Source organism: Streptacidiphilus jeojiensis, from assembly GCF_042510965.1.
GTDB lineage: Bacteria > Actinomycetota > Actinomycetes > Streptomycetales > Streptomycetaceae > Streptacidiphilus > Streptacidiphilus jeojiensis.
The window spans coordinates 25,678-37,539 of sequence record NZ_JBEUKS010000012.1 but is presented as its reverse complement, the minus strand read 5'-3'; the positions used below and the strand labels follow the sequence as shown (position 1 = coordinate 37,539).

The 11,862-nt window shown below is 71.4% G+C and carries 11 protein-coding genes and 1 tRNA gene; 6 read left to right on the top strand and 6 right to left on the bottom strand.

The annotated features are described in order from the left end of the window. Positions 1-26: 26 nt before the first annotated feature. The 3 genes from ABUW04_RS29115 to ABUW04_RS29105 all read left to right on the top strand — a co-directional run bounded on the left by ABUW04_RS29115 (position 27) and on the right by ABUW04_RS29105 (position 3,481). Complete coding sequence (locus tag ABUW04_RS29115) at positions 27-1,115, top strand: SGNH/GDSL hydrolase family protein (protein ID WP_084713531.1); 1,089 nt, start codon at positions 27-29, stop codon at positions 1,113-1,115. 44 nt (positions 1,116-1,159) lie between these two features. Next, on the top strand, positions 1,160-2,383 hold the full coding sequence (locus ABUW04_RS29110) for an acetyl-CoA C-acetyltransferase (protein WP_380567383.1): 1,224 nt from the start codon (positions 1,160-1,162) through the stop codon (positions 2,381-2,383). Between the two features lie 270 nt (positions 2,384-2,653). Then, positions 2,654-3,481, top strand: a complete 828-nt coding sequence (locus tag ABUW04_RS29105; RefSeq protein WP_380567381.1) for a hypothetical protein — start codon at positions 2,654-2,656, stop codon at positions 3,479-3,481. Here ABUW04_RS29105 and ABUW04_RS29100 read toward each other — a convergent pair. Then, on the bottom strand, positions 3,445-3,783 hold the full coding sequence (locus ABUW04_RS29100) for a hypothetical protein (RefSeq protein WP_380567380.1): 339 nt from the start codon (positions 3,781-3,783) through the stop codon (positions 3,445-3,447). The two genes, ABUW04_RS29105 and ABUW04_RS29100, sit on opposite strands and share 37 nt — an antisense overlap. Before the next feature lie 127 nt (positions 3,784-3,910). On the opposite strand from ABUW04_RS29100, the gene ABUW04_RS29095 reads away from it, so the two are divergent. Continuing rightward, positions 3,911-4,135 (top strand): DUF4287 domain-containing protein, encoded by a 225-nt coding sequence (locus ABUW04_RS29095; protein ID WP_370134298.1) that lies wholly within the window; start codon positions 3,911-3,913, stop codon positions 4,133-4,135. Positions 4,136-4,147: 12 nt separating this feature from the next. Here ABUW04_RS29095 and ABUW04_RS29090 read toward each other — a convergent pair. Beyond that, a tRNA-Leu gene (locus ABUW04_RS29090) sits at positions 4,148-4,229 on the bottom strand. 242 nt (positions 4,230-4,471) lie between these two features. On the opposite strand from ABUW04_RS29090, the gene ABUW04_RS29085 reads away from it, so the two are divergent. Then, complete coding sequence (locus ABUW04_RS29085; protein WP_380567379.1) at positions 4,472-5,266, top strand: ABC transporter ATP-binding protein; 795 nt, start codon at positions 4,472-4,474, stop codon at positions 5,264-5,266. Positions 5,267-5,279: 13 nt separating this feature from the next. Continuing rightward, positions 5,280-7,832, top strand: a complete 2,553-nt coding sequence (locus tag ABUW04_RS29080; RefSeq protein WP_380567378.1) for an ABC transporter permease — start codon at positions 5,280-5,282, stop codon at positions 7,830-7,832. A 286-nt stretch (positions 7,833-8,118) separates the two neighbouring features. On the opposite strand, the gene ABUW04_RS29075 is transcribed toward ABUW04_RS29080, so the two are convergent. The 4 genes from ABUW04_RS29075 to ABUW04_RS29060 all read right to left on the bottom strand — a co-directional run bounded on the left by ABUW04_RS29075 (position 8,119) and on the right by ABUW04_RS29060 (position 11,769). Next, a complete protein-coding gene (locus ABUW04_RS29075; protein WP_030249946.1) occupies positions 8,119-9,492 on the bottom strand; it encodes an NAD(P)/FAD-dependent oxidoreductase in 1,374 nt (457 codons plus the stop codon). A gap of 294 nt (positions 9,493-9,786) precedes the next feature. Continuing rightward, positions 9,787-10,734 (bottom strand): Ppx/GppA phosphatase family protein, encoded by a 948-nt coding sequence (locus ABUW04_RS29070; protein ID WP_030249944.1) that lies wholly within the window; start codon positions 10,732-10,734, stop codon positions 9,787-9,789. Continuing rightward, positions 10,731-11,309 carry a DUF501 domain-containing protein gene (locus tag ABUW04_RS29065; RefSeq protein ID WP_380567376.1) on the bottom strand — a complete coding sequence of 193 codons (579 nt, stop codon included), beginning with the start codon at positions 11,307-11,309 and terminating at the stop codon, positions 10,731-10,733. The genes ABUW04_RS29070 and ABUW04_RS29065 overlap by 4 nt, the downstream gene beginning before the upstream one ends. Before the next feature lie 22 nt (positions 11,310-11,331). Continuing rightward, positions 11,332-11,769, bottom strand: a complete 438-nt coding sequence (locus tag ABUW04_RS29060) for an FtsB family cell division protein (protein WP_051724885.1) — start codon at positions 11,767-11,769, stop codon at positions 11,332-11,334. Positions 11,770-11,862: the final 93 nt, after the last annotated feature.

Here is an 11,862-nt window from a genome sequence, read left to right as displayed (position 1 = left end):
AGGCAGAGACAGCTTGGGGGTCGCTCATGTCGAGAGCGAGGGTGGCACGGCGGATCGCCGCCGCTGCGGCCTACGGAGGCGGCGGGATCGGACTGGTCGGGGTCGGCTTCGCCGGCGTCCTGCTGACCGAGGCCAAGCTCGCCGAGCACACGCTGAACACCCTGCAGGGAGAGCCGCCGCCGGCCGACGGCGTCTACGGGCGCGCCTTCGCCGCCGACGCGGACGCCGAACCGCTGCTCTTCGCGGTGCTCGGCGACTCCACCGCGGCCGGCTTCGGGGTGACCCGCGGCCGGGACACCCCGGGCGCGCTGCTCGCCGGCGGCATCGCCTCCATCGCCGAGCGGCCGGTACGGCTGTCCGTCGCCGCGGCCAACGGCGCCACCTCGGAGGACCTGGAGCGCCAGGTCGACCTGGCGCTGCGGGCCGAACCGGACATCGCGCTGATCATGATCGGCGCCAATGACGTCACCCAGCGGGTCAGGCTGACCGCCTCGGTGCGGATGCTCGGCGCCGCCATCCGCCGGCTGCGCTCGGCCGGGGCCCAGGTGGTCGTCGGCACCTGCCCCGACCTCGGCACCATCGAGCCGGTACGGCCGCCGCTGCGCTGGCTGGCCCGGCGCGCCAGCCGCCAGCTCGCCGCCGCCCAGACCATCGCGGTGGTCGAGGCCGGCGCCCGCAGCGTGTCGCTCGGCGACCTGCTCGGCCCCGAGTTCAGCGGCCGTCCGGAGATGTTCGCCTCGGACCGCTACCACCCCTCGGCCCAGGGCTACGCCACCGCGGCGATGGCCATGCTCCCCTCCCTCTGCGCCGCACTGGACCTGTGGCCGGACGGCGGCGCCGAGGAGCGCCCCGACGCCTTCCGCGGCGAGGGCGTGCTGCCGGTGGCCCAGGCCGCCGCCGAGGCGGCCGGACGCGGCGGCACCGAGGTGGCCGGCGCCGCCGTGCTGGGCTCGGAGTCCGGGCCGCGGGGCCGCTGGGCGCTGCTCAAGCACCGCCGCAGGCGGCACCTGCCGGAGGGGAACCCGGCCGAATCGGCGGAGCCCGCAACGGCTCCGGCCGATGACGCAAGGTCAGGTAATTCACACGCCGTCGGCGCTGACGCGGGTTCTACCTGAGGGTAACTTGTCCCCCGAGCGCCCTCCCCACCCTTGGAGTCCCCATGCCCGAAGCCGTCATCGTCAGCACCGCCCGCTCGCCGATCGGCCGGGCGTTCAAGGGCTCGCTGAAGGACGTCCGCCCGGACGACCTGACCGCGACGATCATCCAGGCCGCGCTGGCCAAGGTCCCCGAGCTGGACCCGCGCGACATCGACGACCTGATGCTGGGCTGCGGCCTGCCCGGCGGCGAGCAGGGCTACAACCTGGGCCGGGTGGTCGCCGTGCAGATGGGCATGGACCACCTGCCCGGCTGCACCATCACCCGCTACTGCTCCTCCTCGCTGCAGACCAGCCGGATGGCGCTGCACGCGATCAAGGCCGGCGAGGGCGACGTCTTCATCTCGGCCGGCGTGGAGATGGTCTCCCGCAGCATCAAGGGCTCCTCGGACGGCCTGCCGGACACCAAGAACCCGCTGTTCGCCGACGCCGAGGCACGCACCGTGGCCACCGCCTCCAGCACCGGCGCCCCGGCGTGGGAGGACCCCAGGCAGAGCGGGCTGGTGCCCGACGTCTACATCGCCATGGGCCAGACCGCGGAGAACCTGGCCGGCCTCAAGGGGATCAGCCGCCGCGAGCAGGACGAGTTCGGCGTCCGCTCGCAGAACCTCGCCGAGAAGGCCATCGCGGACGGCTTCTGGGAGCGTGAGATCACCCCGGTGACCACCCCGGACGGCACCGTGGTCACCAAGGACGACGGCCCGCGGGCCGGGGTCACCCTGGAGGCGGTCTCCGGCCTGAAGCCGGTGTTCCGCCCGGACGGCACGGTCAACGCGGGCAACTGCTGCCCGCTGAACGACGGCGCCGCCGCGCTGGTGATCATGTCCGACACCAAGGCCCGCGAGCTCGGGCTGACCCCGCTGGCCCGGATCGTCTCCACCGGCGTCTCCGGCCTCTCCCCCGAGATCATGGGCTACGGCCCGGTCGAGGCGTCCAAGCAGGCGCTGAAGCGGGCCGGGATGGCCATCGGCGACATCGACCTGGTCGAGATCAACGAGGCCTTCGCCGCCCAGGTCATCCCCTCGTACCAGGACCTGGGCGTCGACCTGGACCGGCTGAACGTCAACGGCGGCGCCATCGCCGTCGGCCACCCCTTCGGCATGACCGGCGCGCGAATCACCGGCACGCTGATCAATTCGCTCCAGTGGCACGACAGGCAGTTCGGTCTGGAAACGATGTGCGTGGGCGGCGGACAGGGCATGGCCATGGTGATCGAGCGGCTCTCATAGATTTCTCAGAATGACCCGTTTGGCCCCACATCAGATGGGTAAGGTCCAGGTCACGCTACGGCGCGGCCTGGACCGCTTTCTTTGCGAAAAACCGACGGATTGTCGACGCAACGTATTCGTCCGATTGCTCTGCGTGCAATTTTCCAGCCGGATCAATTCGGTTGATGTCGGACGTCACAAATGAAAAGGACATTACGCACTGCCGCAATCCGCCGCCGTGGGGCACTGTGGGGTTGACCGCCAGTTCAACCCTTCACTAGGGGTGCTTCCGTGAACATCCTCGTCTTCGTCCTCACCGCCCTGCTGGTCTTCACCGCAGCCACCGCGACCGCCTGTCTGCTCGCGCTGCGCGCACTCAACCGGCGCTTCGACTCGGCCGTACGCGAATCCGTCGCCGTCGCGCTCGCCGACGACCGGGAGCGGGAGATGGCGGAGGCGCGCTCGTTCTGGGCCGAACAGGAGGCCCGGATGGCCGAGGACGACCTCGGCGGCGGCCCGCTGTTCGACAGCGAGAGCGTGGTCATGCTGCCCGCGCCGCGCGGCTACGTGGACGAGCAGGGCGAGATGGACCCGGAGTTCGCCGACGCGCTGCGCTCCGCCCTGGAGGAGATGATCTCCGAGACCAGCAGCGGCTCCGCGGGCCACCCGGTGACACCGGCCGGGGACCGTCCGGACCGGGCCGAGCTCCCCGAACGCCCGCTGCCCTCGGACCGCCCCGCGCACCCCTCCGTCCCCGGCTTCGTACCGCGGCCCACGCCCACCCCCGAGTGGACCGACCTGCGGCTGGACGAGCTGGTCGCGGTCGGCATCACGCTGCGCGACGTCCGCCCCGGCCCGATGGGCACGCTGGACGTCTACATCTTCGAGGACGAGACCACGCTGTGCATCGCCCCCGGCGACCCGGCGGCCGGTGCCAAGCTCCGTGCCGCCGTCGACGCCGGCGCCCAGGTCCGGCTGCTCGGCAACTCCCGCCTCCCCGGCGGCCACGCGCTGACCTTCGCGCTGGGCACCGACAGCACGGACGGCGGCGAGCTCGCCGCCGAGAGCGCCGACGAGACCGTCTACATCCTCGCCGACCGGGTCGTCGCCAGCCTGTAGCCGTCCTCCACCGCGGCCAGCGCCTCCGCCAGCACCGTCTCCGCCTCCTCGCGGTCGGCCTCGCGCAGCGCTTCGGCCAGGTCGTGCGCGGCCAGGGCGATCTGGTCGCCGACCGCGAAGATGCCCGCGTCCGGGAGCTCGGAGCGGGCCGGACCGCCGGCCACCGCCTCCTCCTGCCGGGCCAGCCGCCGGGCCAACCTCAGGCCCTCCGGAGCCAGTTGGGTGAGCCTGCGCTGCGGCATCGAGCGGAAACGGTCCGCCAGCCGGTCAGCCGCGAAAAGGAGAGGGGTCGGATCGGACATGCCGTCAGCGTATCCTCCGGCGACTGTTGCCAAGGGGTCTGCCCTCGGGCAGAGTCGAAAGAGTCGGCCACACCCACATCGGGCCGACCCAGCACCGGCCCACCTCTGGAGGCGCCCAGTGTCCCTCATGTACTCCACGGAAACCCACCAGAACCTGCTGTCCCGCATTCCCGCCGTCACCGGCCGCCCGCTCGGCGACTGGCTCAAGGCGGTCGACGAGGGACCGAGCCTGCTCCGCTGCGAGGAGAAGATCGCCTGGCTCCGCCGCGAGTACGGCATCTCCTACGGCTACGCCAAGGCCCTGGTGCACGAGTACGGTCTGCGCCGCGCCGCCGCGCGCATGTCAATGTAGCGAGGGGACGGGTGCCCGGAGCCGGATTCGAACCGGCACGGCCTGGCGGCCAGCGAGGTTTAAGCTCGCCGTGTCTGCGTTCCACCATCCGGGCCCTTCCGCACTCTGAGCCTAGCCGCAGCTGACCCCTCAGATGCCCACACCTGTGGGGAAGTTGTCTTATTTCACCGTTACTTGACGCATCGTCGGTGCAGAGCGACCGTCCCGGGACCGCAGTCGACCCCCTCAGGGGTGCTGTCATACCTGGGGAGGAGAGCGCGCTGCGTCCCCTACGACGGCAGGCAGTACCCGCAACCGTCCGGTCGGGCGACTACACGGCGTGACCAGGCCGGGAGGATGGATCCACACCCCATCCTCTCTGACTGGAGTAGTCCTGTGACGACAACCCTGCTCACTGCCGCGGCTCGCGCCGTCGGCCTCAGCAAGGTCTACGGCGAGGGAGACACCCGCGTCACCGCGTTGGACCAGGTCTCCGTCGAGTTCGTACGGGGTCAGTTCACCGCCATCATGGGCCCCTCGGGTTCCGGCAAGTCGACGCTGATGCACTGCATGGCCGGCCTGGACTCGGTCACCGCCGGCTCCGCCACCATCGGCGACACCGAGCTCGGCGGGCTGAAGGACAAGCAGCTCACCAAGCTCCGCCGGGACCAGATCGGCTTCGTCTTCCAGTCCTTCAACCTGCTGCCCACGCTCAGCGCGCTGGAGAACATCACCCTGCCGATGGACATAGCCGGCCGCAAGCCCGACCAGGCCTGGCTGGACCAGGTGGTGGCCACCGTCGGCCTGGCCGACCGGCTCGGGCACCGCCCCTCCCAGCTGTCCGGCGGCCAGCAGCAGCGGGTGGCCTGCGCCCGCGCCCTGGCGTCCCGTCCGGCGATCATCTTCGCCGACGAGCCCACCGGCAACCTGGACTCCCGCTCCGGCGCGGAGATCCTCGGCTTCCTCCGCAACTCGGTGCGCGAACTCGGCCAGACCGTGGTGATGGTCACCCACGACCCGGTGGCCGCCTCCTACGCGGACCGGGTGGTCTTCCTCGCCGACGGCAGGATCGTCGACGAGATGTACGGCCCCACCGCCGACAGCGTCCTGGACCGCATGCGTCGTTTCGACGCCAAGGGCCGCACCAGCTGAGAGGGGGTCCGTCATGTACCGCACCGCACTGCGCAATGTGCTGGCCAGCAAGGGCCGGCTGCTGATGACCATGCTGGCCGTGCTGCTCGGCACCGCCTTCGTGGCCGGCACCATGGTCTTCTCCGACTCGGTCGGACAGGCCTTCAAGGACAGCCAGTCCTCCAGCTTCGACAACATCTCGGTCCAGGTCCACAACTCCGCCGCCGGCAGCGACGCCAAGGCCTCGGACAACAACAGCTCGGCGCTGCCGCTCACCGACGCCACCGTCCAGAGGATCGCCGCACTGCCGGGGGCGCAGTCCGCCCGCGGCACGGTGACCGGCTTCGCCGGGCTCTCCGACCCGCAGGGCAACCTGATCGGCGAGCGCGGCAACACCCAGGGCTCCAACTGGGTGCCCGGCGCCGACGGCCGGGACAGCACCTACCCGATGGTCCAGGGCACCGGTCCGGTGAACAGCCGTCAGATCGCGGTGGACCAGCGCACCGCCGAGAAGAACGGCTTCAAGGTCGGCGACACGGTCCGGCTCGCCGTCAACGGCCCGGTCATGCAGATGACCGTCACCGGCATCTTCACCACGGTCGACCCGCAGGTGAAGGCCGGCGGCTCGCTGGTGCTCTTCGACACCGCCACCGCACAGCAGCTCTACCTCAAGGCCGGACAGTTCACCACCATCCAGGCCGTCGCCAAGCCCGGCACCAGCGAGCAGCAGCTGCTCTCCGAGGTCCTGCCGGTGCTCCCGCACAGCGGGAACATCACCGCCAAGACCGGGGTGAAGCTCAGCGCCGACTCGACGGCCGCGGTGCAGGCCGCCACCTCGGGGATGCGCACCGCGCTGCTGGCCTTCGCCGGGATCGCGCTGTTCGTCGGCATCTTCCTGATCTCCAACACCTTCACCATGCTGATCGCCCAGCGCACCCGGGAGACCGCGCTGATGCGCGCCATCGGGGCCAGCCGCCGCCAGATCACCAACTCGGTGCTGCTGGAGGCCCTGTTCGTGGGGGTCTTCGCCTCACTGGGCGGGCTGCTGGCCGGGATCGGGATCGGGGCCGGGCTCAAGGCCTTCCTCGGATCCGGCGGGAACCTGCCCGCCGGCGGCCTGGTGATCGCCCCCACCACCGTGGTGGCCACGCTGCTCACCGGGGTCGTGGTCACCGTGGTGGCCGCGCTGCTGCCCAGCATCCGCGCCTCCCGGGTCCCCCCGGTCGCCGCGATGAGCAGCAACGACCAGCCCGCCACCCAGAAGTCCCTGGTGGTCCGCAACTCCATCGGCGCCGCCTTCTTCGGCACCGGCCTGGCTGCCGTGCTCTACGGCGCGCACCTGGGCGGCAGCTCCGGTCGGCTGCCGGTGGGCGCCGGCGCCGGGCTGATCCTGATCGGCGCGTTCGTGCTGACCCCGCTGCTGTCCCGTCCGCTGATCGCCCTGGTCGGGCCGCTGTTCGCGCGGCTGTACGGGGTCTCCGGCAAGCTGGCCAAGCAGAACGCGCTGCGCAACCCGCGCCGCACCGCGGCCACGGCGTCCGCGCTCACCATCGGGCTGACCCTGATCAGCGCGCTGACGGTGATCGGCGCCTCGGTCACCGACGCGGTCACCAAGCAGGTCACCTCGGGGATGAAGGCCGACTACGCGGTCAGCGTGATGCTCGGCGAGCCGGTCTCGCCCAGCGCGCTGCCCGCCATCAAGTCCACCGCGGGCGTCAGCGCCACCAGCGTCATCGACTCCCAGTACGTCAAGGCCGACGGCCGGGACCTCTCGGTGAGCGGCTTCGACGCCGACAGCTTCAGCCGGCTGGTCGCCCCGACCATGCTGGACGGATCGGCCGGCGCGATCGGCCAGGGCGCGGCGCTGGTGGACAAGTCCACCGCGGCCTCGCACCACTGGAGCGTCGGCGGGAGCGCCCGGTTCACCTACCCGAACGGCAGCACCGGCACGGTCCGGATCGGCGGCATCTACCAGGACAGCGGCCTGCTCGGGCCGGTGATGATGAGCGAGTCGGTGCTCTCCCCGCACACCACCGCGCCGTACTACAGCGCGGTGCTGGTGTCCGGCACCGCGGGCGCCTCGCCGGCGCTGGAGCAGGCCCTGAAGGACTCCACCGGACGCAACCCGCTGGTCCAGGTGCAGTCGCAGCAGCAGATGGTGAAGGAGTTCAGCTCGCAGATCAGCCTGCTGCTGAACGTGATGTACGGACTGCTGGGGATGGCCGTGCTGATCGCGGTCCTGGGGGTGGTCAACACCCTGGCGATGTCGGTCTTCGAGCGCAAGCGCGAGATCGGGATGCTGCGGGCGATCGGCCTGGACCGGCGCGGGATCAAGCGGATGGTCCGGCTGGAGTCGGTGGCGATCGCGCTCTTCGGCGCGGTGCTGGGGGTGGCCATCGGCGAGTTCCTGGCCTGGGCGGCGGTACAGCTGCTCAAGTCCTCGCTGGCCGGCCTCACCACGGCCTTCCCTGCGGGACAGCTGGCGGCCTACGTGCTGGCAGCCGCCCTGGTGGGCCTGGGCGCCGCCCTGTGGCCCGCCCGCAGGGCGTCCCGCCTGGACATCCTGGACTCCATCAAGACCTCCTGACGGCCCGTCCAAACACTCCTGCACACGCCAGTGCCCCGGCCCCTCCGTGGAGGAGGAGCCGGGGCACTTACGGCAGCGGTGCCGGTCATACTGCGATCCCCCGGGGCGCGACGCCCCGTACCCCTGCGAGAAGCCGCGACGGTGGCCGCAGGCCCCAAGTGAAACGCCAGTGCCCCGGCCCCTCCATCGAGGAGGAGCCGGGGCACTTACGGCAGCGGTGCCGGTTATGAGCACCACGGGTGTGGTCCGGCGACGCTGCCGGGCAGGAGGGCGTGCGGTGGAACGATCAGGCAGGGACCTTCTCGGTCTTCGCGGCCTCGGCCGCGACCGCGGGCTTCGGCTTCGGGGCGGGCGAGGCCGCCTCGATGAACACCTCGCGCGGCTTCTCCATCTCCACCAGGGAGACGGTCTCGCGCTTGAGGAACATGGCCAGGGTCCAGTCGGCGAACACCCGGACCTTGCGGTTCATGGTGGGTACCCGGCTGCCGTGGTACAGGCGGTGGAACCACCAGGCCGGACGGCCCTTCAGCTTGTACTTGCCGAAGAGGATCGCCACACCCTTGTGGAGGCCCAGGCCGGCAACTGCGCCGAGGTTCTTGTGCTTGTACTCCTTCTGCGGGAAGCCCCGCATCCCGGAGACCACGTTGTCGCCGAGCACGATGGCCTGGCGGACCGCGTGCTGCGCGTTCGGCGGGCACCAGGCGCCCTCGCCGACGGCGAGGTCCGGCACCTGGGCGTTGTCGCCGGCGGCCCAGACGTTGTCGAAGCCCTGGACCTGGAGGGTCGGGGCGGTGTCGACGTGGCCGCGCGGGCCCAGCGGAAGACCGAAGTTGGCGAGCGCCGGGTTGGGCTTGACGCCGGCCGTCCACACGATGGTGGAGGCGTCGACCTCGATGCCGTTCTTCAGCACCACGTGCTTGTCGACGCAGGAGTCCATCGAGGTCTCGATGTAGATCTCGATCCCGCGCTCCTCGAGCTTCTCCTTGGTCCACAGACCGAGGTCCGGGCCCATCTCGGGGAGGATGCGGTTGGCCGCCTCGACCACGATGAAGCGCATGTCCTCACGCTTCACGTTGCGGTAGTTCTTGGCCGCGTCGCGGACCATGTCCTCCAGCTCGGCCACGGTCTCGATGCCCGCGAAGCCGCCGCCGATGACCACGAAGGTCAGCGCCTGCTTGCGGACCGCCTCGTCCGTGGTGGACTCGGCCTTGTCCAGCTGGGCGATCACGTGGTTGCGGAGGCTGATGGCCTCCTCGACCGACTTGATGCCGATGCCGTTCTCGGCCAGGCCGGGGATCGGGAAGGTGCGGGAGACCGAGCCCAGCGCGACGACGAGGTACTCGAACGGCAGCTCGTACGAGTCGCCCGCGGCCGGGGAGATGGTCGCGATCTTGCGCTCCTGGTCCACCGCGGTCACGTGACCGGTGAGGACCTCCGCACCCTTGAGGGTGCTGCGCAGCGGCGCGACGAGGTTGCGAGGCGCGACATTGCCGGCCGCCGCCTCGGGAAGGAAGGGCAGGTACGTCATGTAGGACCGCGGGTCGACGACCGTGACGGTCGCCTCTCCGTAGCGCATCTTCTTGAGGATGCGCATCGCGGCATACATGCCGACGTATCCACCGCCGACGATGAGAATGCGAGGACGCTCCGTGGTGCTCATATCCGAAAGTATCCAGCACCGTCCGGAGCAGCCCTTGTGGCCCTCCTCACATGCCTCTGGACACCACCTGCTACACTACGCGGCCCATGGTTCCCACTGGGTGCCCTGCGACCGGCCCGCTGCCGGGGTGCCGGGTATCGCCGCAGCTCGTCGCACTCATTGCGATTGTGCGTGCGAAAAAGGCCCCCGGCCTTGGATGCCCGGGCCGACGCCCGCCAGGGGCCTTGGGTCTCGCAATTCGGACGAACCGGCCCTTCGGGTGACCCCAAAGCCGGGAACCCCATGTGAAGAAATTCACGAAGTTTCTGGAGCGCCCTCGCGAGCCGTCTCCCCGGCCGCGCTCCAGGCGATGCCGTCGAGGATGTCGTGCTCGCTGACGACCAGCTCAGAAGCCCCGCTGCGCTCCATGACGGCGAGCAGAACGAGGGCCCCCGCGGCGATGACGTCCACCCGTCCGGGGTGCATCACCGGGATCGCCGCGCGCTCCTCCGGAGTGGACGCCAGCAGCATCGCGGTGACCTCGCGGACCTTGGCCAGCGGGATGCGCGAGTGGTGGATCGCGGCGGAGTCGTAGGCAGGCAGGCCGAGCGCGATCCCGGCCACCGTGGTGACCGTCCCGGCCAGGCCGACCAGGGTCGCCGCCGAGGTCAGCGGGACGGTGGCGGCGGCCAGGTCCAGCGCCGCCTTGATGTCGGCCCGCATGGCGATGGTGTCGCCGCCGTGACGCTCCGTCATCCGGACGCAGCCGATGTCGACCGAGCGGGCCGCCTCGACCCGGTCGGAGCCCAGCACGAACTCGGTGGAGCCGCCGCCGAGGTCGAACACCAAGTAGGGCGGCGTCAGCCCGTCCTCGCCCTTGAGCTCCCTGGTCGCACCGGTGAAGGAGAGCTGGGCCTCCTCGTCGCCGCTGATCACCTCGGGCTCGACGCCCAGGATCGCGCGGACGCCGCTGACGAACTCGTCGCGGTTCTCGGCGTCGCGCGAGGCGCTGGTCGCCACGAAGCGCAGCCGCTGGGCGCCGTGCCCGGCGATGACCGCCGCGTAGTCGCGGCAGGCGGCGAAGGTGCGCTCCAGCGCCTCCGGGGCCAGCCGCCCGGTGCGGTCCACGCCCTGGCCGAGCCGGACGATGGTCATCCGCCGGTCCAGGTCGTGCAGCTCACCGGTGTCCGGGTCGAGGTCGGCGACCAGCAGGCGGATGGAGTTGGTCCCGCAGTCGATCGCAGCCACACGCTGAAGCGTCACTTGTCGCACCCCTCGGCACCGTCGGCGGTGGGCACGCAGACGCAGGGGCCCTTGCGCCACCACTCGGGCAGCATCGCCAGGGCATCGTCGCCGAGCGGGTTGACGCCCGGTCCGGCCGCCAGGCTGTGGCCGACCAGGACGTGCAGGCACTTCACCCGGTCCGGCATCCCGCCGGCGCTGGGGAAGCCCTCCAGCACCTCGATGGCGTCGCGCCGGGCGATGTAGTCCTCGTGGGCCCGCTGGTAGGCGGCGGCCAGCTCCGGGTCCTCGGCCAGCCGGGCGGTCTGCTCCTTCATCACCCCGTCGGCCTCCAGCGTGCCGATCGCTGACGCGGCCCTGGGGCAGGTCAGGTAGAACAGCGTGGGGAAGGGACTGCCGTCCTCCAGTCGCGGTGCGGTCTCCACCACGTCCGGCAGGCCGCAGGCGCAGCGGTGGGCGACGGCGCGCAGCCCGCGCGGCACCCGGCCGAGCTGGGCGGCGATCGCCGCCACGTCGTCCGGGGCGACGGCGGGGACGGCGTCCTGGGGCGCGCCTTCCCGGGTGGCGCCCTCAGGGGTGTCAGGGGTCTGCGTCATTGCCTTGCTTTCTTGGATGGCTCTAGTTCTGGGGTGCGGTCGCGCCCGCCGCGCCAGTCCGGTCGGACGTCTCCAGCGACTGGAACAGGCTGTCGTACCAGGGCTGCTGCGCCTGGGCCGCGGCGGGCGTCCCGGAGGTACCGCTCGCGCCGGTGGTGGGGGCGACCGAGACGAACGGGGTCTCGCCGGGATAGCCGTAGTGCAGCCGCTCCCTGGCCTGGGCCGCCACGTACGCCGGGTCCTGCCAGCGGGCCTTCTCCCGGCGCAGCTCGTCCACCTGGGCCTGGGCCTGGGCCGCCGCCGCGCGCTGCTGGGCGATCTGCGAGCGCTGGGCGATGAACTGCCGGGTCGGATAGGCCAGCGCGGCGACCAGCGAGCACAGCACCAGGGCCAGGACGGCGGCCCGGCCGGTCAGCCGCGGCCTGCGGGGGGCGCTGCCCCTGGCTGTGCTGCCGCTCACGTACTCGCCCTCCCTGGCCCGATCCGGCTGACGCTGTGCCGGCTGTGATGTGCCGGTGCCCCGCCACCCACCCTAGAGGGTGAACGCGGCGGG

What these genes read in the sequence shown, in the direction of transcription:
- ABUW04_RS29075 (WP_030249946.1), bottom strand. Translation starts at nt 9,492, where the DNA reads ATGAGCACCACGGAGCGTCCTCGCATTCTCATCGTCGGCGGTGGATAC.
- ABUW04_RS29110 (WP_380567383.1), top strand. Translation starts at nt 1,160, where the DNA reads ATGCCCGAAGCCGTCATCGTCAGCACCGCCCGCTCGCCGATCGGCCGG.
- ABUW04_RS29080 (WP_380567378.1), top strand. Translation starts at nt 5,280, where the DNA reads ATGTACCGCACCGCACTGCGCAATGTGCTGGCCAGCAAGGGCCGGCTG.
- ABUW04_RS29085 (WP_380567379.1), top strand. Translation starts at nt 4,472, where the DNA reads ATGGATCCACACCCCATCCTCTCTGACTGGAGTAGTCCTGTGACGACA.
- ABUW04_RS29115 (WP_084713531.1), top strand. Translation starts at nt 27, where the DNA reads ATGTCGAGAGCGAGGGTGGCACGGCGGATCGCCGCCGCTGCGGCCTAC.
- ABUW04_RS29065 (WP_380567376.1), bottom strand. Translation starts at nt 11,309, where the DNA reads ATGACGCAGACCCCTGACACCCCTGAGGGCGCCACCCGGGAAGGCGCG.
- ABUW04_RS29100 (WP_380567380.1), bottom strand. Translation starts at nt 3,783, where the DNA reads ATGTCCGATCCGACCCCTCTCCTTTTCGCGGCTGACCGGCTGGCGGAC.
- ABUW04_RS29095 (WP_370134298.1), top strand. Translation starts at nt 3,911, where the DNA reads ATGTACTCCACGGAAACCCACCAGAACCTGCTGTCCCGCATTCCCGCC.